The 21927-nt window shown below is 66.3% G+C and carries 17 protein-coding genes and 1 tRNA gene; 5 read left to right on the top strand and 13 right to left on the bottom strand.

What is annotated here, in order from left to right; all coding sequences use genetic code 11:
* The 5 genes from B0T44_RS08875 to B0T44_RS08855 all read right to left on the bottom strand — a co-directional run.
* Positions 1 to 2541, bottom strand: a 2541-nt coding sequence (locus B0T44_RS08875; RefSeq protein WP_139347917.1) for an NAD-glutamate dehydrogenase domain-containing protein, incomplete at its 3' end; no start/stop codon positions are given.
* A 92-nt stretch (positions 2542 to 2633) separates the two neighbouring features.
* Positions 2634 to 4310, bottom strand: coding sequence for an energy-dependent translational throttle protein EttA (gene ettA / locus B0T44_RS08870; protein WP_077119195.1), 1677 nt, complete (start codon positions 4308 to 4310; stop codon positions 2634 to 2636).
* Positions 4311 to 4561: 251 nt separating this feature from the next.
* Entirely contained in the window at positions 4562 to 5065 is a 504-nt protein-coding gene (locus B0T44_RS08865) for a single-stranded DNA-binding protein (protein WP_081511817.1), read from the bottom strand.
* A gap of 183 nt (positions 5066 to 5248) precedes the next feature.
* Positions 5249 to 6217 carry a serine/threonine dehydratase gene (locus B0T44_RS08860; protein ID WP_077119192.1) on the bottom strand — a complete coding sequence of 323 codons (969 nt, stop codon included), beginning with the start codon at positions 6215 to 6217 and terminating at the stop codon, positions 5249 to 5251.
* The gene (locus B0T44_RS08855) at positions 6214 to 8256 is read right to left on the bottom strand and encodes a bifunctional copper resistance protein CopD/cytochrome c oxidase assembly protein (RefSeq protein ID WP_077119189.1); all 2043 of its coding nucleotides are present in this window, start codon (positions 8254 to 8256) and stop codon (positions 6214 to 6216) included. The genes B0T44_RS08860 and B0T44_RS08855 overlap by 4 nt, the downstream gene beginning before the upstream one ends.
* Before the next feature lie 152 nt (positions 8257 to 8408).
* On the opposite strand from B0T44_RS08855, the gene B0T44_RS08850 reads away from it, so the two are divergent.
* A tRNA-Arg gene (locus B0T44_RS08850) sits at positions 8409 to 8482 on the top strand.
* Between the two features lie 258 nt (positions 8483 to 8740).
* On the opposite strand, the gene B0T44_RS08845 is transcribed toward B0T44_RS08850, so the two are convergent.
* Positions 8741 to 10507: an ABC transporter ATP-binding protein gene (locus B0T44_RS08845; RefSeq protein ID WP_077119186.1), complete on the bottom strand. Its 1767-nt coding sequence runs from the start codon at positions 10505 to 10507 to the stop codon at positions 8741 to 8743.
* A complete protein-coding gene (locus B0T44_RS08840) occupies positions 10504 to 13134 on the bottom strand; it encodes an ABC transporter ATP-binding protein/permease (RefSeq protein WP_077119183.1) in 2631 nt (876 codons plus the stop codon). Before B0T44_RS08840 ends, B0T44_RS08845 begins: the two co-directional genes overlap by 4 nt.
* A 180-nt stretch (positions 13135 to 13314) precedes the next feature.
* Between B0T44_RS08840 and B0T44_RS08835 the strand changes: the two genes are divergently transcribed.
* The 3 genes from B0T44_RS08835 to B0T44_RS08825 are packed head-to-tail and all read left to right on the top strand — an operon-like array spanning position 13315 to position 15972.
* On the top strand, positions 13315 to 14142 hold the full coding sequence (locus B0T44_RS08835; protein WP_254854222.1) for an ABC transporter permease: 828 nt from the start codon (positions 13315 to 13317) through the stop codon (positions 14140 to 14142).
* Positions 14135 to 14995 (top strand): ABC transporter permease, encoded by an 861-nt coding sequence (locus tag B0T44_RS08830; RefSeq protein ID WP_342749193.1) that lies wholly within the window; start codon positions 14135 to 14137, stop codon positions 14993 to 14995. Before B0T44_RS08835 ends, B0T44_RS08830 begins: the two co-directional genes overlap by 8 nt.
* Positions 14995 to 15972: an ABC transporter ATP-binding protein gene (locus B0T44_RS08825; protein ID WP_077119177.1), complete on the top strand. Its 978-nt coding sequence runs from the start codon at positions 14995 to 14997 to the stop codon at positions 15970 to 15972. Before B0T44_RS08830 ends, B0T44_RS08825 begins: the two co-directional genes overlap by 1 nt.
* Positions 15973 to 16038: 66 nt before the next feature.
* Here B0T44_RS08825 and B0T44_RS08820 read toward each other — a convergent pair whose 3' ends face one another.
* The 6 genes from B0T44_RS08820 to B0T44_RS08795 all read right to left on the bottom strand — a co-directional run bounded on the left by B0T44_RS08820 (position 16039) and on the right by B0T44_RS08795 (position 21128).
* Complete coding sequence (locus tag B0T44_RS08820) at positions 16039 to 16761, bottom strand: DUF4389 domain-containing protein (protein ID WP_077119174.1); 723 nt, start codon at positions 16759 to 16761, stop codon at positions 16039 to 16041.
* 141 nt (positions 16762 to 16902) lie between these two features.
* Positions 16903 to 17955 (bottom strand): mechanosensitive ion channel family protein, encoded by a 1053-nt coding sequence (locus B0T44_RS08815; RefSeq protein WP_077119171.1) that lies wholly within the window; start codon positions 17953 to 17955, stop codon positions 16903 to 16905.
* 134 nt (positions 17956 to 18089) lie between these two features.
* Entirely contained in the window at positions 18090 to 18410 is a 321-nt protein-coding gene (locus tag B0T44_RS08810) for a hypothetical protein (protein WP_077119253.1), read from the bottom strand.
* A 102-nt stretch (positions 18411 to 18512) separates the two neighbouring features.
* Positions 18513 to 18863 carry a hypothetical protein gene (locus B0T44_RS08805; RefSeq protein WP_077119168.1) on the bottom strand — a complete coding sequence of 117 codons (351 nt, stop codon included), beginning with the start codon at positions 18861 to 18863 and terminating at the stop codon, positions 18513 to 18515.
* Positions 18864 to 20048, bottom strand: a complete 1185-nt coding sequence (locus B0T44_RS08800; protein ID WP_077119165.1) for a fatty acid desaturase family protein — start codon at positions 20046 to 20048, stop codon at positions 18864 to 18866.
* 21 nt (positions 20049 to 20069) lie between these two features.
* A complete protein-coding gene (locus B0T44_RS08795) occupies positions 20070 to 21128 on the bottom strand; it encodes a ferredoxin reductase (RefSeq protein WP_077119162.1) in 1059 nt (352 codons plus the stop codon).
* Positions 21129 to 21302: 174 nt separating this feature from the next.
* On the opposite strand from B0T44_RS08795, the gene B0T44_RS08790 reads away from it, so the two are divergent.
* A complete protein-coding gene (locus tag B0T44_RS08790) occupies positions 21303 to 21923 on the top strand; it encodes a TetR family transcriptional regulator (RefSeq protein ID WP_077119251.1) in 621 nt (206 codons plus the stop codon).
* The last annotated feature ends 4 nt before the right edge of the window (positions 21924 to 21927 follow it).

Raw genomic sequence — 21927 nt, 5'->3', positions numbered from 1 at the left:
CCGGAAATCCTCCAACCGATCCGACCACCGCAACCCCCCACGCGCCACCGCACCGAACCGCAAATGCACACCCTCCACCCGCGGCGAATACACAAAAATCTCGAACCGCGGACGCGGCTGCGGCAGCTCGACGATCTGCTGCGGTTCCACCTTGATGGCGAGGAATTCGCGGGGTGTGCCCGCCGCGTCGGTGACGTAGTAGTTGGTCCGCAGCGTTGCCGCGATGAGACCGAGGAAAGCACGCAGGATACGGTCGGCATCCAGGCTGACGACTTGATCGATGCGTTTGCGCACCTGCTCTTCGAGTTCGGCGGCGCGCTCCGCGGAATGGGCTTCCGGATCGAAATGGGCCGCGAACAGTTGCGCGAACAGCCGCGCGGCATCCGGGTAGGCGAGCAGCACCCGCGCGATATTGGCCTGGCTGTACGGGAAGTCCGCCTGTTGCAGGTATTTGGCATAGGTGCGCAGTACCGCGACCTCGCGCCACGGCAGACCGGCGCGCAGCACCAGCTCGTTGAGGCCGTCGGCTTCGGCCCGTCCGAACCAGGTCGCTTCGAAGGCTTCGATGAACCTTTCCCGCACCCCTGAGGTCCGGGTTTCCACCGCGCCTGCCACGGTCAGTCCGTCGCGGGCTGCTTCGAGCAGTTCCGCGTCGAGATCCTGGTCCACCGCGCCACGCAGCAGTTCCGGACGGGCCAGCAAGCCGAAATCGTAGATCCAGCGTTCGCTCCGGTCGCCGTCGGCAGCCCCGTCGAGCTCGATTCGATAGGGGCGTTCGTCGACGACTTCGACGCCGAGGCTCTGCAGCACCGGCAGCACCTGGCTCAGTGATATCCCGGCACCACCGATATAGAGGGTGAAGCGCCAGGAGCCTGCACCGGAATCGGCGCGGCGGTACAGGTATTGGTCGATATCGCCTTCGGACAGCTGCTCGAGCCGGGCGATATCGGCCAGCGCTCGGCGCGGCGGGAAATCCTGTTTGTAGCTTTCGGGAAATGCCGCGGCGTAGCGTCGTACGACGCCCGGGTCGAGCACCGTCGAGGTGCTGACCGCTTCGTTGAGGTAGTCGTCCCAGGTGTGGCTCGCCTCGGCGAGCAGGTTCTGGATGCGGCGGCGGTCGGTTTCGGAAATCTCGGGAACCGCCCCGGCTTGCGCCGACCCAGCTGCGTCGGCGTCCGCACCCGGCATCCGGACCGTGAAATACACGCTGGCGAGCTCGCTTTCGCTCACCCGTGCCGAATAATCGATCGATACACCGCCCAGCTCGCGGACCAGGATGTCCTGCATTTCCAGCCGCACCCGGGTGGTGTAACGGTCACGGGGCAGATAGACCATGGCCGCCACGAACCGGCCGAAGGTATCGGTGCGCAGGAACAACCTGACCTGCCTGCGCAGGCCGACGTTCAGCACCGCGGTGGCGGTGCGGCGCAGCGTTTCGGTGTCGGAGGAGAACAGTTCGGTGCGTGGGAACGACTGCACCACTTCGAGCATGGCCTGCCCGGAGAACGAGTCCAGATCGAAACCGCTTTCCTCGATCACGGTGCGCACCCGGCGCGAGATGACCGGGATGTCGAGCACGTTCTCGTGCATGGCGGTGACGGTGAACACCCCGAGGAACAGGTGCTGACCGATCACTGCGCCGGAGGTGTCGAGCTCGGCGACACCGATGAAGTACGGATATACCGAACGGTGCACGGTCGCAGGCACCAACCCCTGCGTCATCAACAGCAGCGGGATATCGGCGCCGGTGGCCGGCACCCGGAAGTCGGTGCCCACATCGGGCCGCAGCACACCAAGGCACGAATCGGGCACCACTTCCGTCGCCGCCGCAGTCCTCCGATAGCGGGCGTAGCCGAGGATGGTGAAATGCCCTTTGGCCAGCCAGCGCATCAGGCTCGCGCAGTCGGCCAGGTCGATGGACGGCAGCGAGCCGTTGCCTGCGGTGGCGGCACGATCCAGGTCGTCGGCGAGGGTGCGCTGCGTTTCCCGGATGGCTGCGGTGTCGTCGACGACCTGCCGGACATCGGCCACCACATCGGGCATGGCCGCCTCGATCCGTTCCAGCAGTTCGCTGCTGGTCGAGGGATGTAGCTGCACATGCATCCACGATTCCCGTAGTCCGGTGCCACCGGTGCCGTCGACCTCGCGCGGTTTCGCGTCGGTAAGCTGCCCCTCGGTATCCCGATGCACCTCGAAGATCGGGTGAATGACCTCGCTGACGCTGGCGCCCATCCGGCTCAGTGACGAGCTGATCGATTCGACCAGCAGCGGCATATCGTCGCTGACCAGTTGCACGGCCGCCCCGAGCCCCGAACCGTCCTCCGGGTGGTAGACCCGAACCAGAGCACGGCCGGGGCGCCGGAGCATGGCCAGCTCCACGTGCCGCCGGAAGATCTGGGTGATACCGGTGATCACACAGTCCACATCGCTTGCATCGACATGGCGGAAGTACGCCTCTTCCAGAGCGCCGAGGTCGCTGCGCAACGCTTCGGGCAACTCGGCAACCCATGCCGCACCGGACAATTCGGACGAGACCGTCATTTTCGCCAACTCCCTCGGATCTGGTTCCGCACTAAAGTGACGCCGGTCTCGACCCTAGCCCTGCGCTCGCGCGCAGAGAAAGTTTCCTGCGGTTACCCGCGGGTCAGCTTCCGGTGGGTCACGCGGTGCGGGCGAGCGGCTTCCGGACCCAGGCGTTCGATCTTGTTCGCTTCGTACGCCTCGAAGTTGCCTTCGAACCAGAACCACTTGGCCTCGTTGTCGGCGTCGCCTTCCCAAGCCAGGATGTGGGTACAGGTGCGGTCGAGGAACCAGCGGTCGTGAGAGATCACCACGGCGCAGCCGGGGAACTGCTCGAGCGCGTTCTCCAAGGAACCGAGGGTTTCCACGTCCAGGTCGTTGGTCGGCTCGTCGAGCAGGATCAGGTTGCCGCCCTGCTTCAGCGTCAGCGCCAGGTTCAACCGGTTGCGCTCACCACCGGACAGCACCCCGGCCGGCTTCTGCTGGTCGGGCCCCTTGAAGCCGAACGCGCTGACATAGGCACGCGACGGCATCTCCTGCTGACCGACCTCGATGTAGTCCAGGCCTTCCGACACCACTTGCCACACGGTTTTGTTCGGGTCGATACCGGCCCGGTTCTGGTCCACGTAGCTCAACTTGACGGTATCGCCGACGCGCACGGTACCGCTGTCGGGCTCCTCGAGGCCGACGATCGTCTTGAACAGAGTGGTCTTACCGACGCCGTTGGGTCCGATGACACCGACGATGCCGTTGCGGGGCAGCGTGAACGACAGATCCTTGATCAGCTGCCGATCGCCGAAGCCCTTGTCCAGATGCTCGACCTCGACCACCACATTGCCCAGGCGCGGACCCGCCGGGATCTGGATCTCCTCGAAGTCCAACTTGCGCGTCTTCTCGGCTTCGGCGGCCATCTCCTCGTACCGACCCAGACGCGCCTTGTTCTTCGCCTGCCGCGCCTTGGCGCCCGAACGCACCCAGGCCAGTTCTTCCTTGAGCCGCTTCTGCAGCTTCTGATCCTTCTTGCCCTGCACCGCGAGACGTTCGGCCTTCTTCTCCAGGTAGGTGGAGTAGTTGCCCTCGTAGCCGATGGCGCGGCCGCGGTCGAGCTCAAGGATCCAGCCCGCCACATTGTCGAGGAAGTACCGGTCGTGGGTGACCGCGAGCACGGCGCCGGGGTACTGGGCCAGATACTGCTCGAGCCAGAGCACGCTCTCGGCGTCGAGGTGGTTGGTCGGCTCGTCCAGCAGCAGCAGGTCGGGTTTGCTCAGCAGCAACTTGCACAGCGCGACCCGCCTGCGCTCACCACCGGAGAGGTTGGTGACCGGTTCTTCCGGCGGCGGGCAGCGCAGCGCGTCCATCGCCTGCTCGAGCTGGGAGTCCAGGTCCCAGGCGTCGGCATGGTCGAGATCCTCCTGGAGTTTGCCCATTTCCTCCATGAGCTCGTCGGAGTAGTCGGTGGCCATGAGCTCGGCGATCTCGTTGAAGCGGTCGAGCTTCACCTTGATCTCGCCCATACCCTCCTCGACGTTGCCGCGGACGGTCTTCTCCTCGTTCAGCGGCGGTTCCTGCTGCAGGATCCCGACGGTGGCCCCCGGCGCGAGGAAAGCGTCGCCGTTGTTGGGCTGGTCCAGTCCGGCCATAATTTTCAGCACGCTGGATTTACCGGCGCCATTGGGGCCGACGACGCCGATTTTGGCGCCGGGAAGGAAGTTCAAGGTGACATCGTCGAGCACGACTTTGTCGCCGTGCGCCTTGCGAACCTTCTTCATTTGGTAAATGAACTCAGCCATACCGATCACCCTAACCCGTCCAGGACCGCCCACCCACACTCGGCACATGCGTAACACATATACATAAGTGCTGGTAACAGCCCGATTTCCTACGAACAAATATCCGGAGGTCCGTGTCTTGCGGACCAGGCCCGCGCTCCCCACTCGACTGCGGGCACACCACGTTCACCGGACCTGTTCCGCGGCGAACCGCTCAACCGACCCTCGCGAGTGTAGGTACCCACTCGATCCGGTGGCCACGAACCCTCGGCTCAAGTGCCAGCCGGCTCGGGATCCAGGGCCCGCTCGCCACCCGGGACAGCCGGGTCGCTGGGTCCTGCGAACCTGCCCGCCGCTTCCGGCTCCCGGCTCTGCCCCTCCTCAGCGTTCGCGGAGGCAGAATTGTTCCCCGCCGTCCGCCACCGGCGCACCGTTGCCGTGCACCGGGACAGATCCGGCCCGACAGCGTTGGCCCGCATCTCCAGGTCACGGCGCTCGACACCGTCGCGGGTGCGGTACTCGTTGGACCGCAGCTGCCCCTGCACGATCACCGGGTCACCGCGCCCGATCGAGGCGTCCACCCCGGCCACCAGTTTGCGCCAGCAGTTCACGGTGAGAAACAGCGTCCCGCTGTCGACCCACTCCCCGGAGTCGTGGTCGAGCCTGCGCGCATTGCTCGCCATCCGGAAGGTCAACACCTGTTCCCCGCCGGCCAGTACTCGCTTGACCGGGTGGGTGACCACGGTGCCGACCACCGTCGCGATCGTTTCGTACATATCGTTCCCCCTTCCGCCGCCCGCTCCCGCCGGGCCTCGTCCGTTGCTCGTTGCACGACACCATCGTCGCCCGCCGCGCACAGATTCGGGGCCAGGCAAGGGAAATTGTGGACAACTACACCCGCTGTGAACACCGGGTGTTCCAGTTCGAACGGCAGTGGCACGCAGACCGCGACCGGGCGGTTACAGCACGCCCAGGTCGGTATTCGCTCCGCACAGCACGATTACCGGCCGCTCCCCCTGCGGCGGCACATACGCCCCGCTGCGGATCGCCGCCAGCGCCGCGGCTCCCGCGAGTTCGACCACGATCCGGAACTCCCGCCACAGATACTCCCGGGCGTCGGTAATCGCGTCATCGCTGACCAGTATCGAACGCAGCCCGTAGCGCTGGCTCACCTCGAAGGCGATATCGCCGATCCGCGCCGCGCCCAGCGCGTCCGCGGCGATACTGGACACCCCGACGGACACCGGTTCCCGCGCGGCCAGCGCGGCATGCAGCGTCGGATTTCCTTCGGGTTCCACACCGATCACCTGCTGGCGACGCCCCAGCGCCGCCGCCACCCCCGCCAGCAGCCCGCCGCCGCCGACGGCGACCAGTATCGGCGGTTTGCCGCGCACCTGTTCTTCCAGTTCCAGCCCGATCACTCCGGCACCGGCCACCACGGCGGGCAAGTCATAGGCATGTAAGTGCAGGGCGCCGCGCTCGTCGGCGAGTTCGGTGGCGTAGATGTAAGCCTCGGCGTAGGTGGTCCCGTGCCACAGCACCTCCGCACCGTGTGACCACATGGCCGCCACCTTGGTGTGCGGCGCCGACTCGGGAACGACGACGGTGCACGTTTTACCGAGACCGGCCGCGGCGAGCGCCGCCGCGATCCCCGCATTACCGCCGGAGGCGATGACCACCTGCTCGGTCTCCGCACCGGCCTCCAGCAGCGCATTGAAGCTGCCCCTGGCTTTGAACGTGCCGCCGTGCTGCAGGTATTCGAGTTTGAAGGTGACCGGGACACGGCCGCCGGGTCCGTCGACGTAGGTGTGGAACACCGGTGTTTTGCGGATGCGTCCGTGCAGGCGTTTGCGCGCCGCACGCACATCGGATCGGCCGACGCGGCGGGCCGGTTGTCGGGAGGGCAACTGGGTGGTCTGGTCGGTCATCGGTGTGCTGCTCGGTCTCGCTGGGCCAGTTCGGCGAACATTGCGTTGTGTGCGGCAAGTTCCGCATCGTGATCGCGGTCGGCGGCGCGGTCGGTGCGCTGGGCCAAGCGCTGGTCACTGCGCGACCACTGGATCAGCAGCGCCAGCATCACCACCACCAGCGGCACCTCGCCGCTGGCCCAGGCGAGACTACCTCCGGTGCGCTGGTCACCGAGTAGATCGTTGTGCCAGTCCAGGTCGAGGCTGCGATAGAACCAGTCGCCGAGAACGGTGCTCATGCTCATCAACGCGACGCCGAAGAACGCATGGAACGGCAACGAGCCGAAAACCATGCCCAGCTTGGTCAGCGGTTCCACCTGCCGCGGTTTCGGGTCGATACCGATGACCACCCAGTAGAAGAGGTAGCCGCTGAGCAGGAAGTGCAGGTTCATCAGCAGATGCGCGGCGTGCGAGTCGGCGAACGCGTCGAAGATACCGCCCATATAGAGCGCGTAGAACCCGGCGACGAAAATAACCGAGGCCACGATCGGATGGGTCAGGAACCGCGATACCGGGTTGTGCACGGCGGCCAGGATCCATTCGCGCGGTCCCGGCGGCGCCCCGCGACCGGCGGGCGGCAGCGCTCGCAGCGCGAGCGTGACGACCCCGCCCAACGCGAACAGGATCGGCACCAGCATCGACAGCGCCATATGCGCGCCCATATGCACGCTGAACATGGCGGTCGAATACCTGCCGATACCGGAGCTGGTAGTGATCAGCAACACGAAGCAGCCGGACAGCCAGGCGATGGTGCGTCCCATCGGCCAGGCATCGCCGCGGGCACGCAGCCGCCGCACCCCGAGCAGATAGAACACCGCAAGCAGAATGGCCAGGGTTCCGAAAACCAGGTCGAACCGCCAGTCGAACAACAGCCTACCCAGGGTGGGAGGTCCGGCGAGTTCGTAGCCGAGCTCCACTTCGACCGGGGTCGGCACCGACTGCGGTGGCGGCGGCGGGGTGCGGCCGAGGCCGACGGCAAGGCCGATGGTGGCGGCGAAGATCAGCACCTCGACTCCGGCGAACCGGATCAGCGCGCCCCGGTCGCGCGGGTCGGCGGTCAGCGCGGGCAGGGCAGCGCGGCGCTGCATATAGCCGAGGACGCCGAGCGCTGCCAGCGCGGCGACCTTGGCGAGCACCAGCTGACCGTAGGTGCTGGTGAACATCTCATCGATGGGCAGCCGGACCAAGGAGTTGATCACACCGCTGGCCGCGATGACCACGAACGCCACGGTGGCGGTGAGCGAGAAACGGCGGGCGGCGATATCGGTGTGCGTTCCGTCCCGCAGGGCGTGTATCAGCACCGCAACGAGCCCGCCGACCCAGATCGAGACCGAGATGAGGTGCAGGATCAGGCTGTTGGTTGCGACGTCGTGCGAGCCGCCGGAGGACGAATGACCGGTCAACGCGAGCGGCATCATCGTGGCGACGGAGGCCCCGAACAGCACCGGCGTCCAACCCCAGCGCAGCACCAGCCGGCAGGCCACGGCGAGGATCAGCGCGAAAATCGCGGTCAACCGCCAGGTCCCCGCGAGTTCGACCTTGTCGATGACGCCCCACAGCTCCTGGGGCGCCAGTACCGCACCGACCGGGCGCCCGGTGGTGTCGGAGACGGTCAGCGGGACCAGCAGCGCCGCACAGACAGCCCAGGCCACCGCGCTGTGCGCGGCGCGCCGCACGGCACGATAACCGCCGACATCGAGCACCCCGCTCGATTGGGGGGGCGTCAGGAAGGCGGCGAAGAACAGGGAGCCCACGGTCAACGCGGCGCACAGGTCGGCGAGCGCGCGCACGGCGGGCAGACCGTAGGTGGTCAGCGGCCCCGGGTCCGGGATCCCGAGCAGGCTCAGCGCCTGCGCCGCCGACAGGGTGACGATCAGGGCCGCGACCACCGCCGCGACGACTCCGATAAACGCCGTCACCACGGCCGGAACAGCCGCCGCAGCACCGGGCCGGACTACCCCGGCGGGGTGTTCGGCAGGCGGGGCCTCGGTCGATGACATAGGTCCGAGCGTAGTCGGCCGCCCCCGTGCACCCCGGTGGGGCCGCCGAGTGGGCAGCACAGATCACATCGGTTTTGGTCGGCCGCTATACTTTCTCGGCTGGACAGTGCGGTCGTTGTCGGCCATGGTGGAAACCAGCGCACACCACCACTGCCTCCGTAGCTCAGTTGGATAGAGCAAGGGCCTTCTAATCCCTAGGTCGCAGGTTCGATTCCTGCCGGGGGCGCTGGTCAGGGGCGTTTCTGGAACGCCCCTGCACCTCATCTCTCGTTCATGAGGACAGCTGGTCGAGTACGTAGGTCACTTCGGGGGTAACCGTTCACGGCCGAAGTAAACATCTCGAGTTATCGACACGAGCCGGTCGGCTCCGGCCCGCGTGAACAGGGCGGCGTCATCGATCAGCGTTGCTGCCGTCTTGCCGAAACTGTGGCCGGATACCGAACGGGGACACACGCCGCTCGGGGCACGTGTGTGTCCCCGTCGCTCAGCCGACCTCGACTGCGGTGGGATCGGAGTTGATCCGCCATTCCGCAGCGTCGTGCTGATGTGCCCAGAACCCGGCGAACCGCCCTGACGCGGCCAGCAATTCCTCGACCGTGCCGTCCTCCACAATGCGGCCGTCTTCGAGGAAGAGCACGCGATCCGCGCCCGCGATGGTGGACAGCCGGTGGGTCACGACCACACGCGTGCGCCGCTGCGGGTCATCGCTGATCGCGGCGACCACCGCGGCCTCGTTCTCCATATCCAACGCGCTGGTGCCCTCGTCCACGAGCAGCACCGACGACCGTTTGAGCAGCGCCCTGGCGATCGACACCCGCTGGCGTTCACCACCGGAGAGCGCGGTTCCCGCATCTCCGACCAGAGTGTCGAGCCCTTCGGGCAGCCTGCTCGCGAACTCCGCCACCCGGGACAGCCGCAGCGCCGAGGCCAACTCCTCCGCGCTCGCCTCGGGATTGCCCGCAAGCACATTCTCCTTGATCGTGCCCGCGAACAGGTACGGCTGCTGGAACACCATGCTGGTCACCGCCGGTCGCTGCACCGGATCGAGGGCACCGCGATCCACACCGCCGACAAGGACGTGGCCGGAGGTGGGCTTCTCCAGCCCGGCCACCAGGTTGAGCAGGGTGCTCTTGCCGGAACCGGACGGCCCGACCACGGCGGTCACTTCACCGGGCCGGAACTCGACATCGAAGCCGTCCAGTACGGGCGGCGTATCGGGCCCATAGTCGAAGGACACCGCGCGCAGCTCGACGCTCGCGGCGCCGTTTTCGACGGCCCGCGGCTGCGTGACGGCCGCGGTCGTCGGCTCGGGCGCGGCGATGACGGCCCGGATATCGCGCAGGATGCCGCGGCTGCTCTCCAGCGCGGGCGCCAGATCGGCAAGCGCGCCGAACGGCTCGAGGAACCGGACGACCACGACGATGAGCGCGATGGCCTCGGGCACCCCGATCGTGTCGTTCACCGCAAGCCAGGCTGTGGTGCCTGCGAGCAGCACCAGGGCGATCTGGCTGGCCACGCTGAACAGCACCTGTCCGGGGATGTTCAGCAGCAGTAGCCGGGTCGTCGCGCCGTGCTGCGCAGCGAGCGCCGCACCGGTCTGGCTGCGAGCGGGTTCCACCCGGCGGGCGGCCCGCAGCGCGGCCTGCGTGCGGGCGAATTCGAGGATGCGCGCGGTGAGCGCGCTGTTCGAGTCCTTGGCCACCTCGTCGGCGCGGCGGGTGATGCGCCCGCTCACCCATAGCACGCCAAGCAGCAGCGGAACGACAAGCAGCGCGATCGCGCCGAGCTGCCAGGCGATGGGCATCAGCCCGACACCGATCGCGAAGGGCAGCAGCACCGACTGCACCAGCGGCGTCACCTGGTAGCCGAGCAACCCGACCAGGTCCGGGCCGGTACTGGCGATGGCGCTGCGGGTGGCGGCCGAGTTGTCCTCATCGAACCAGCGCAACGGAATGCGCGCGACCTGCTCGGAGACATCGCGTTGCGCGTGGTCGAGAATGGTGAATCCCAGGTCGAAACCGAGGCGCGATGCGATCGCATCCACGATCCACCCGGCGGCGACGGCGACGGTCAGCGCGCCGACCACCGGCCATGCCTCGGCGGGATCGTCGCCGAACAGGGCAGCGACGAGCGGGACCATCAGTACCACGCCGATCGCGCGCAGGACGGTCGAGACGACGATCAGCGCAAGGTAGCCGCCGAAGCGTCCGCGACGCTCGGGGGGCAGCAGGCTCAGCAAGGTGCGCGTCATCGGGCGTTCTCCTTCAGATCTGCGGCAACGGCGCCGGCTTCCCACAGCTGCTGATAGCGGCCATCGGCAGCGAGCAGTTCCAGGTGCGTACCCGACTCGACCACCCGGCCGCTCTCGAGCACGACGATGCGGTCGGCGTCGACGACGGTACGCAGGCGGTGGGCGATCATCACCACTGTGCGCCCGGCGGTCAGGCGGTTGAGCGCCTGCTGCACCAGGTATTCCGACTCCGGGTCGGCGAAGGCAGTAGCTTCGTCCAGGATCAGCACCGGGGTATCGGCGAGCAGCGCCCTGGCGATGGTGAGGCGCTGGCGCTCACCGCCCGACAGGGCGGTATCAGCGCCGAGCACCGTGTCGTATCCCTGCGGTAGCCGCAGGATTCGTTCGTGGATCTGCGCGTCGCGGGCTGCCCGCTGCACTGCGTCGTCAGAGGCATCGGGGACCGCAAGGGCGATGTTCTCTCGCACTGTGCCGTGTACCAGCTGGGCGTCCTGGAAAACGAACCCGATGCGCTGGTACAGCTCGTCCGGGGTGAGCGTAGCGATATCGCGGCCACCCACCCTGATACTGCCGCTGTCGAGATCGTGGAAACGCGCCAGCAATGCGGCCAGCGTCGACTTGCCCGCGCCCGACGGCCCGACCAGGGCCGTGACGGTGCCCGGTTCGAGGGTGAGCGAGACCTTGTCCACCACGGGCACACCGGGGCGGTAGCCGAACGACACCTCGTCGAGCACGACCCGGCCCGCCGGGTCCGCCTGCTCCGCGCCGTCGGCTCGCACACCGAGTTCGGCCTCGTCCAGAGTGAGCTGAATGTTGCGTGCGGCGAGGCGTCCCTCCCGCAGCCCGGACAGGCCGTAGCCGATACCGAGCAGCCGGGAACCGAATGTGGTGCCCAGGAACAGGAACGGCAGCAGGTTCACCGGGTCCAGGCGGCCGGTGGCCACCAGCGCGGTGCCGACGACCAGGATGAGCCACAGGAAGGTGACCGGCCTGGTGATGATGTCCATCGCGGCCTTTTTGCCGGTGAACGGCCGCTGCCAGGTGTCGAGGAACCGGATGTAGTCGTCCAGGCTGCGGCGGAACGGCGAGGCCGCCGCGCCGCCGAAAATCCGGATGACCGGCTGACCGTCGAGGTAGGAGGTGGCTTCGCCGTTCATCCGCTCGGCCCAGCGCTGCGCCTGCACGACCTTGACACGCGACTGCGCCATCATCGAGAACATGATGAAGACGTAGCCGAGCACGGGCACCAGCAGCACCAGTCCCAGCCGCCAATCCACCCACAGCAGGTAGCCGAGCACCACCAGCGGCGCGACGACCGCGGCGACCGCGTCGATAACGGCGTGCGTCACCAGATAGTGCAGCGACAGCGTGTCATTGGTGATCAGCTTGTTGATCTGCCCGGAGCTGCGCGCGGTGAACCAGCCGAGTGGGAGCCGGGCGAGTTTGGCCAGCAGGCGGCTGCGTAGGTCGCGGCTGAACCGGGCGTCGACGGTGTGCAACCACAATTGCAACGCCAGTTCGAGTACGGCGCCGATGCCGAGCAGCGCCAGTACCCACAGACCCAGCGTCCACAGGGTGGATTCCGCACTGCCTGCCAGCAGGTTGCGTGCCAACTCCACCAGCAGCACGTACGGGGCCAGCTGGATCAGCGTGATGAGGAACTGCAGCACCCCCGCGACGTACAGCTTCGGACGTACTTCGGCGAACAGCCTGCTCGCCGCCTGCGAACGCCAGTTGCCGGGTGGTGCGGTGCTCGCCGCGGCGGGGGCGGATGCGGCGGGCGCAGCGGTCTCGGGTGCAGCCCCAGCGGGCGCAGCAGCCTCCGATGCAACCCCAGCGGGCGCAGCAGCCTTCGGTGCGGTCTCGGCGGCCGCGAGTTCAACGCTGTCACGTTGCTTACCCATGGCACGCCCTTGCATCCAGTAGGCCTGGGTATAGACGTCGCTCTTCGGGAAGCCGAATTCCTTGAGTCGAGCGCGGACGTGCTTGAGCGACTTGGACTCCGTGCACGCCCACGCATACCAGTTCGACCAGTCGCGCGCCTCCAGCGCGGCTGCCAGGGCGTCCTCCGAGGTGCGCGGCACCCAGCGCACCCGCACGCCCGGGTGCGGGGTCAGCGGGATGAGCAGCTCGTCGTCGTGATGCTGTTCCAGGTAGACCTCGACCGACAGCTGTGGCGGCACGGCGGCCAGGATGGAGTTGATCGCCGGGATCGACGCGGCATCGCCGATCAGCAGGTACCCGTCCTGATCCTCGGCGATCGGGAAGCCCTTCGATCCGAACGAGGTGACCTCGATCGTCTCGCCACCCTGGACAGTCCGCGCCCAGGTCGACGCCGGTCCGGCGGGTTCATGCAGGACGAAGTCGATGGCGAAGCGCCCGGTCTCCTGATCCGCCTCGGCGATGGTGTATCCGCGCTGGAACTCGGTCTCCGTGCCCGCTGGGTCGGGGAACCAGATGCGCAACCACGCGGTGGGTTCTATGTCGATCTCGTCGAACAGCGAGGGGGCGCTCAGCCAGATCCGCCGCATGCGAGGCGTTGTCTGTTCGGTGTTCAGCACCGTAGCGGTGTGGTACTGGACGCCGAACGCGTTCAAAACCACACCCGAGAAACCTCTGCGCGCCATGATTACTTGTCTCCGAACCGATGTGACCGATGCCAACTTTGGTTAGCCTACACATAGTTGACCGGTTCCATCCTTCGGAGCCATCGCGGCACCACCCGGCCGCGCCGATATTCCCTTTCCCGAGCCGGGCTGCGCCGGTAATGTATTCGCCTTGTGCCTGGCTCAGGAGGGGAAACATCAGTGCTCGCCACCGCAGTGGCTACACGTCAGCTGTCGGCTGTCTATTGGCGGATGGCTGTTGCCGGTTTCCGGCGGCAATGGCAGTACAAGATCGCCATGCTCGCCGGGTTGTGCACCAACTGTGTGTTCGGGTTCGTCCGCGCCGCGGTGATGGTGGCCGCGGTGGGTACAGGGGCCGGGTTCGCCGGGTACGACGCGGGCGGTATCGCCGCCTACGTGTGGATTTCGCAGGGACTGCTGGGCGCGACGCAGTTCATGGCGTCAGAGATCGAGCTGACCGAGCGGGTGCGCAACGGGGATATCGCCATCGACTTCCTCCGGCCGGTCGATGTCCAGTTGGGTGCGCTGGCCACTGATCTGGGGCGGGCCACCTGCACGCTGCTGCCGCGTGGTGTGCCGAGTGTGCTGGTCGGGATGCTCACGGTGGGCCTGACGATGCCGTCGGACCCGCTGTCGTATGTGCTGGGCACGATCAGCGTGCTGCTGGCGGTATCGGTGTCGTTCCTCGGCCTGTTCGCTCTGGCCACCGTGGGTTTCTGGGTGGTCGAGACGCGGGGTATCCGAGTGCTCTACCAGATTATGGGCACCTTCCTGGCCGGCTTGTTCGTGCCGGTGCACTTGTTCCCGGACTGGTTGCGCACAATCGCCAACGCGACCCCTTTCCCGTCGATTCTGCAGGCGCCGGTCGATGTCTTGTCCGGACGAGTCGTCGACATGGAAGCGCTGCAGGTGGTGGGCATCCAAGTGTTCTGGGTCCTGGCGGTGGGCGCGATCGGGCGGCTCCTGCTGGCCGCGGGCAGGCGCAGGCTGGAGGTACAAGGTGGTTGACACCCTCGAACCGCACGCTCCGCCCGCCCGCGACGAGCGCGCGTCGGGGTTGGCACGCCGATTCGCCCCGTATGCGGCGGTATTGAGTTCCCGGATCCGCGCGCAACGCAGTTACCGGCTGTCGTTCGCCAGCGATCTGATGGGTGCGCTGCTGGTCGGCCTGATCGAATTCGCCGAGGTGTGGGTCATCTTCCACAACGCCAGAGTGCTCGGCGGGCTCGATCTGAACGCTGCGCTGCTGCTGTTCGGTTTGAGCAATACCTCGTTCGCGCTGGCGCAAGTGCTGTTCGGTCATCTGGACAAACTGCCCACCCTGATCCGCCTGGGCACCCTCGACGCCTATTATCTGCGCCCGCAGCCGCTGCTACTGCAACTGATCACCAGCGAGGTGTCGTTACGCCGGATGGCGCGTGCCGCGGTGGCCGTGGTCGTGCTCGCCCTCGGATTGGTGCGCAACGACATCGATTGGGACGCCGGTGTCGTCGCGCTCATCACGCTGACCCTGGTTACCGGTGTCGCGCTGTTCGGTGGGCTGTTCGTCGCCGCAGCGGGCTGCCAATTCTTCCTGATCGACGGCGCCGAACTCACCAACAGCTTCACCTACGGCGGTTCGTTCGCCGCCGCGCAACCGGCTTCGGTTTTCCCCACACCGTTGAAACTGCTGTTCTGTTACGCGGTGCCGGTGGCGTTCACCGCATATCTGCCGACGCTGGCGATACTCGGCCTGCCCGGCCCCTCCCTGATCCCGTCCTGGCTGGCCTGGCTGTCGCCGCTCGCCATGGTGTGGGTATGGCTGGCGGCGCTGGGTGTGTGGCGGCTCGGCACCAGGCACTATCAGGGAGGCGGCGGCTGATGACCGGCGATCCGATTATCGAGATCGATGAGCTGACCAGGCGGTTCGTGGTGTACCGGAAGAACGGCACCAGCTGGCGGCGGCGTCGTGAGACCCTGACCGCTGTCGACGCGATGAGTTTCCGGGTGGAACGCGGTGCGGCGGTCGGCTACATCGGGGCCAACGGCGCGGGTAAATCCACCACGATCAAAATGCTCACCGGCATCCTGGTGCCCACCTCGGGCCGGGTCCGCACCTGCGGGTTGGAACCGGTGCGGCAACGGCGGGAATTGGCCAGCCGTATCGGCGTGGTGTTCGGCCAGCGGTCGCAGCTGTGGTGGGATCTGCCGCTGCGGGAATCGTTTTCGATCCTGGCGGCCATTCACCGGTTGGACGCCGCCGCCGGGCGCGAACGTATGCGGCACCTGATCGATCGCCTGGAGATGGCAGGCACGCTGGACACCCCGGTACGGCAACTCTCGCTCGGGCAGCGGATGCGCGCCGAAGTAGCCGCTGCCCTGCTTCATTCGCCCGAGCTGATCATTCTGGACGAACCGACCATCGGCTTGGATGTGGTGTCCAAACAGCGGTTACGCGAATTCCTGCGCGCCGAACGCGAGGAACGGGGCACCACCCTGCTGCTGACCACCCACGATATGGGCGATATCGAGCGGTTGTGCAATCGGGTGCTCGTGGTCGACCACGGGCGTCTGGTGTACGACGGTTCACTAACCGGTCTGGGCGCGAAGGTCGGCGCGCAGCGGGTGCTGGTGGTCGACCTCGCTCAGCCGACTCCTGAGCTGGTCGATCTGCCGGGGGCGGTGCTGCTGTCCAGTGAAGCCGACGGGATGCGGCAGCGGCTGGCGTTCGACGCCGAGCACATCACCGCGGCGCAACTGCTGGCTACGGTGTCGGCGCGTGCCGAAGTGCGGGATCTGTCCATCGAGGAACCGGAGATCGAAGACGTCGTCCGTCGGGTCTACGAATCGGCGCACTGATCACCGCACCACGAAACAACGCGCGTGGACACCGGCGAAGGCAGACTTCGCCGGTGTCCGAACCGATTAAGGCTTCGTCAGGTCGAGGTCTCCGCTGTCCTCCCGTGCGCCGCCCTCCCGTGCGCCCTGGTCGAGCCGGAACGGCGGATATTCGTCCCGCATGAGCGAGGTGTACGCCTGCACCCGGATCATCCAGCGGTTGATGCCGAGGAGGAAATCGAACAGTCCGCGCGGATAGCGGGCGGTGAACAGCAGCGCGATCACCGCGACCAGCACCAGGATGCCGAGCAGCGGAATCGAGAACCCACCCCACTCGTCGCCGTCCCAATCCCCACCACCCGCATCGACCACGCCCCAGACCAGGGCGCCGATGATCAGGTAATGCGGTATGGCCAGCAGCCACCACTTCACCAGGGCCAGCCCACGGTGCAGCCGCTCCGGATAGTCGACCTCCAGATCCGCCGGATAGCCGGATTTCGTCTCCAAACTGAAGGGTGGGTATTTATCGGTGCCCAGGACAGTCCACGAATAAAACATGACCCGCCACGTCCAGCGCATCACTCCGACATTGAAATCGAACAGTCCCTTCGGGTATTTCCCGGTGAACAGAATCGCGAAGAACGCGATCACCGTCACCACCGCGTAGGCGATATGCAGAAAGAACAGGACAATATAGTGCGGTATCGCCAGAATCCATTTCACGATCCACATCCACCGCGACAGCGCGGGGTCCAGATCGCCGCGGACGCGGACCGGATAGGTGGGGGTAACGGGATTGCCGGGTTCCATGATCGGCGCTCCTTCGAAAGAGGGTCGAGCAGAGCGGGCACGTGTAGCCGCATCTCAATTGTGATGCACAACACAAAAAACGGCGGCAACGTTGCCGGACCGACACCCGAACGAAACCCTTCGCCCCCGAGCCCTCAGGGATCAGCGCACCGGCAGGGGGGCTTCCATCGCGGGGGCCGTGGGGATCTTCGGCAAGGCGTACGGGTGCTCCCGCCCGAGCCATCCGAGCAGTTCTTCCCGGACCGCGCAGCGCAGCGTCCACACATCGTCGGAGTTGGCGGCCGTCATCGACGCACGCACCTCGATCCCGGTCGGGGTACTGTCGGTGACCAGCAGGTTCCAGCTGCGTCCGTCCCAGTCCTTACGCCCGCGCAGGAATTGACCGAGGTACTCGCGCAGTTCACTGATCGGTGTGCTGTGGTCGAGGTACAGGTACACGGTGCCGGTGAGCTGCGGGCCGCCCTTGGACCAGTTCTCGTACGGCTTGCTGTTGAAATACGACACCGGCATGGTGAGCCTGCGGTCGTCCCAGATGCGGACGGTGAGGAAAGTCAGGGTGATCTCCTCCACGGTGCCCATTTCCCCCTCGACCACCACCGTGTCACCGATCTTCACCGAATCGCCGAACGCGATCTGCAGACCGGCCAGCACATTGCCGAGCGTGGATTGCGCGGCCACACCGGCGATGATGCCGATGACACCGGCCGAGGCCAGCAGCGATGTGCCGAGGGTGCGCATATCGGGGAACAGCAGCAGAATCGCCACCGCGGCGGTGGTGATCACCAGCACCGTGGTCACGATGCGGCGGATCAGGGTGAGCTGGGTGTTCAGCTGCCGGACCCGGGCGATATCGCGGGCGCGGCCCGCATACTTGGTGAGCGTGTTCTCCGCCACCGCATCGGCGACGCGTATGACGAGCCAGGCCGCAGCCATGGTCGCCATCGTGGCCAGGATGTTGCGGATCACCGCGTCTTGCCGCAGATCCAGTTCGGCCATCGGATACGTGTAGTGCAGAGCAACGCACCCCAGCAGCAGCTGCAGCGGCAACTGGATCCGGCGCAGCAGCCCCGGCAGCCGGTTCTTGGGATGTTTGTCGGCGCTGTAGCTGAGCAGACGGTCGATGAGCAGACCGACTGCGATCGTTACCGCAATCGTGCCGCCGAAAACAATGAGCGGCCGTAGTACGTTCTCCAAGGCGTCGGACTCCTTGCCATCTGGTCGTCTCGGTGCTGCCCCCGCCAGGCTACATTTCGGTAACGATGGGCCCGTCCCCAGTGTGGCCCGGTGTGGGTTATCTCCCGAATGCCCGAAGATCGCGGCGATTCACGTCAGCGCGGCGAGTCGCCCTGCGCGGAATACAGGCGGATATCGCCGTCGTCGCCGAGGAACGCATTGACCAGCATCACCTGGCTGGCGCGCAGTTCGTCGGGTTCGGGTGCGCTGGTGGTGATGGAGATCTGTGGAATGGCGGCCCAGTTCACCACATATCTTTCCGGCGGGCCCGCGTCATCGGACAGCCGCGCCAGCCGGAACACCGAGACGGTTTTGCGCAGCTGGAGCTCGCGCACCACCTCCGCGATTCGCTCCGGGTCTTCCAGAGCGAACATGAAGCCGAAGGTCAATTCCGGCGAGGACACGTAGGCGGGCACGAACTCCGAGGTTAGCCCATGGAATGCGACGTTGAGCGGCGTTTTCGCGAGCGGCAGGAGAAACAACGCCGACCGGGGGACGTACCCTCGGCCGGCGATTGCTCAGCGATGTCGTTCGGTGTTTCCAGGGTCGACCACTTCGGCGTCGACGATCGTGCTCGCGGTGCTCTGCTCTCCGTACCCGGGAGCCGGATCGGGAACGGCGTCGAGATCGCGATCGGACGCCTCGTCGGGGCGTTCCACATCGTGCGGGGCCGTCTGTGCCGCCGCGTCGCGACGGGCCGCGGCCGCGGCTTCGTTCATTTCGATGGCGTCGGTGATCCATTCCCCGATCTCGCGGGTGACCTCCTGCACGGTCCCGGCGACGATCGAAGCGATATTGCCGACGCGCCGCGCACCGGAAGTGGTCAATTCCTGGATCAAATCCTTGTTGGCTTCGAATTTCCCGATCATTTACCCGCCCACTTCGGTTGCTGTCCGCTGACGCATCACGATAACACCGGGAGCGGGTCGTTTCCGCAACGCGGAAGGCAGCAGTTTGGCGAAACGCGATTCGAGCAGGCTCGGCGGAAGCGCCAGCTGGAAAATCTTCACCCACACCGAGCCGATCTGCCTACCGAGCGGGCCGGTGTTGTAGGGCAGGCCGTACTTCTGGCACAGCTCCCGCACCTCGGGAGCGATCTCGGGGTACCGGTTGGCGGGCAGATCGGGGAACAGGTGATGTTCGATCTGATGCGACAGGTTGCCGGACATGATGTGGAACAGTGTGCTGCCGCTGATATTGGCCGAGCCGAGCATCTGCCGCACATACCATTCGCCGCGGGTCTCGTTCTCGGTCTCCTCCTCGGTGAACGTCTGTACTCCCGAGGGGAAGTGGCCGCAGAAGATGATCGAGTAGGCCCACAGGTTACGCACCAGGTTCGCGGTGAAGTTCGCGGTGAGAGTATGTGCGAACAGCGGGCCGCTCAGCAGCGGGAAAATGATGTAATCCTTGAGGACCTGACGGCTCGCCTTACGCCACTGCCCTTTGAGCAGCGGCTTGATCTCCGACCACTTCCGCTTGCCCTGGATGATGTTGTCGGCCTCCAGGTCGTGGAGCATGACACCCCACTCGAAGAACACCATCAGCAGGAACGCATACAGCGGGTTGCCCAGGTAGTACGGGTTCCACTTCTGCCCCTCGTCGATACGGAGCACGCCGTAACCGATATCGCGGTCGCGGCCGTGGATATTGGTGAAGGTGTGGTGCATGTAGTTGTGCGAATGCTTCCACTGGTCCGACGGGCAGACCGTATCCCATTCGAACACCCGGGAGTTGAGGCCGTTTTCCCGCATCCAGTCGTACTGGCCGTGCATGACGTTATGGCCGATCTCCATGTTGTCGAGGATCTTCGACACCCCGAGCGCGGCAACGCCGGCCAGCCAGAACGGCGGCAGGAAACCCAGGTACAACAGACCCCGGCCCGCGATTTCGAAACCGCGCTGGGCCTTGATGATCGAGTAGATGTATTCGCGGTCGCGCTCGCCGAGATCGGCGACGATACGGCCGCGCAGTTCGTCGAGCACTCGGCCGATCTCTTCGACCTGTTCCGGGGTGAGGACCAGCGGCCCGTCCGTGGTTTCGGTGAGGATGGTCATCTGTTATTCCCCTTCAGTTCTTCAGATTTCGATGTCGACATCGCCGACGGCCGCGTTGACACACAGTTGGATGGGCTGGTCCGGGTCGGCGGCGAGTTCCCCGGTGCGTAGGTTGCGGGTGCAGCCGCTGCGCCGGACTGCGGTGCAGGAGAAGCAGATACCCATCCGGCAGCCGTACTCCGGGCTCAACCCCGCGACTTCGGCCTGTTCCAGCAGGCTCGCGCCGGTGTTGTCGGCATCAACTCCGCTGGCAGAGAAGATGGTCCTGCCCTGCACTTCGGCGGCGTCGACCGGCGCGACGGAGACCGTGAACTCCTCGGTGTGCAACCGGTCGGTGAGCTGTTCGGCCTGATACACCGTGCGCACCGACTCCATCAGCGGTGGTGGGCCGCACAGGTAGGTGTCCGCGGCGGCGAACCAGGGGGCCACCCGTTCGAGTTCGTCGTAGTGGAAATGCCTGCCGTCGCGTTCGGGGTAGCGCAGTTCCAGGGCGACGTTCGGGTGCGTCGCGGCGATACTGGCGAGTTCGTCGCGGTGCGGCACCAGTTCTGGTGAACGGGCGTAATGCAGGAAAACCACCGGCCCCGGATAGCCCTCGGCGACGAGGGTGCGCAGCATGGACAGCACCGGGGTGATACCGCTGCCGCCGCTGATCAGCAGCACCCGCTCCGGACGCGGGTGGGGCAGGTGGAACACTCCGCCCGCAGGTTCCAAGCCGATCACCATCCCGGGTTCGGCATGGCGGTGCAGATACTGCGAGACCAACCCGTGCGGGTGGGCGCGGATGGTGAGATCGATACGGCGGTCACGTTCGTGCTCGGAGTTCACCGGCGAATAGCAGCGGGTATGCCGCACGCCGTCGATCACGACGCCGATCTGCACGAACTGCCCGGCGCGCAAGCCTGCCCACTGCCGGGTGGGGCGCAGGGTCAGGGTCAGCGAGCCGGGTACCGAGCGATCCACCGCAGTGATCTGGGCGCGCATATCGCGGACGGTGAGCATAGGGCGCACCAGCTCCAGGTAACGGTCGAGTGGATGCGGTGTGGTCAGGTGCTGCACCAGATTGATCAGATCCACCATTTCGGTTCTCCGTGCCTGTTGTCTGTCCGGTCACGACCGGCAACCGTTTCGGTGTACGTCTGTACACTGAACTAGTGTGCCGGATGCCCTGGCACCCCTGTCAACAAGGGATAGATGTGACGCGAACGACATCTGGGGAATGAGCGCATGGTGAACGGATGTATGCTCACCGAAATGAGCGAGCAGGCCCAAACGCGCGTCGAGCGCAAGGAGCGCACCCGGCAAGCCCTCCTGGAGGGCACGCTGGCGCTGGCTGCCGAACGCGGGTTCGGCGCGCTCAGCCTGCGTGAGATCGCGCGCTCCGCCGGTATCGTGCCGACCGCGTTCTACCGGCATTTCGCCTCCCTCGACGACCTCGGCGCAACCCTGGTCGACGAGGGTGTGCGCGCGCTGCGCCTGGCCCTGCGCCAGCTACGGCGCACCCCCGATGCCCGGCTGTCGGAAACGGTACGGTTCGTGTTCGACCAGGTGGACGCCAAACGGGACCTGTTCGGGTTTCTGGTCCGGGAACGACGCGGCGGTACCGCAGCGCTGCGGCAGGCGATCGCCCTGGAACTCCAGTTGATCGTCCGCGAGCTCGTGGTGGACCTTTCCCGTATCCCCGCGCTGGACACCTGGCCATCGGAGGATCTGGAGATCGCCGCGGATCTGATCGTCTCGACCGTGGCCGACGGCATCTCCGACTACATCTCGGCCACCCCGCGTGAGGAGGGGCCGCTCATCGAACACACTGTCCAGCAGGTTCGCCTCATCGCCCTGGGAATGGGCGTGTGGCGCCCGCGCGGGATGAACTAGCGGG

Source organism: Nocardia donostiensis, from assembly GCF_002081715.1.
GTDB lineage: Bacteria > Actinomycetota > Actinomycetes > Mycobacteriales > Mycobacteriaceae > Nocardia > Nocardia donostiensis.
This window is presented reverse-complemented; position numbering and strand designations above follow the sequence as displayed.

Bases quoted from the DNA above. Each gene is read 5' to 3' on its own strand.
- ettA (WP_077119195.1), bottom strand. From the start codon at position 4,310: ATGGCTGAGTTCATTTACCAAATGAAGAAGGTTCGCAAGGCGCACGGC.
- B0T44_RS08865 (WP_081511817.1), bottom strand. From the start codon at position 5,065: ATGTACGAAACGATCGCGACGGTGGTCGGCACCGTGGTCACCCACCCG.
- B0T44_RS08860 (WP_077119192.1), bottom strand. From the start codon at position 6,217: ATGACCGACCAGACCACCCAGTTGCCCTCCCGACAACCGGCCCGCCGC.
- B0T44_RS08855 (WP_077119189.1), bottom strand. From the start codon at position 8,256: ATGTCATCGACCGAGGCCCCGCCTGCCGAACACCCCGCCGGGGTAGTC.
- B0T44_RS08845 (WP_077119186.1), bottom strand. From the start codon at position 10,507: ATGACGCGCACCTTGCTGAGCCTGCTGCCCCCCGAGCGTCGCGGACGC.
- B0T44_RS08840 (WP_077119183.1), bottom strand. From the start codon at position 13,134: ATGGCGCGCAGAGGTTTCTCGGGTGTGGTTTTGAACGCGTTCGGCGTC.
- B0T44_RS08825 (WP_077119177.1), top strand. From the start codon at position 14,995: ATGACCGGCGATCCGATTATCGAGATCGATGAGCTGACCAGGCGGTTC.
- B0T44_RS08820 (WP_077119174.1), bottom strand. From the start codon at position 16,761: ATGGAACCCGGCAATCCCGTTACCCCCACCTATCCGGTCCGCGTCCGC.
- B0T44_RS08805 (WP_077119168.1), bottom strand. From the start codon at position 18,863: ATGATCGGGAAATTCGAAGCCAACAAGGATTTGATCCAGGAATTGACC.
- B0T44_RS08800 (WP_077119165.1), bottom strand. From the start codon at position 20,048: ATGACCATCCTCACCGAAACCACGGACGGGCCGCTGGTCCTCACCCCG.
- B0T44_RS08795 (WP_077119162.1), bottom strand. From the start codon at position 21,128: ATGGTGGATCTGATCAATCTGGTGCAGCACCTGACCACACCGCATCCA.
- B0T44_RS08790 (WP_077119251.1), top strand. From the start codon at position 21,303: ATGAGCGAGCAGGCCCAAACGCGCGTCGAGCGCAAGGAGCGCACCCGG.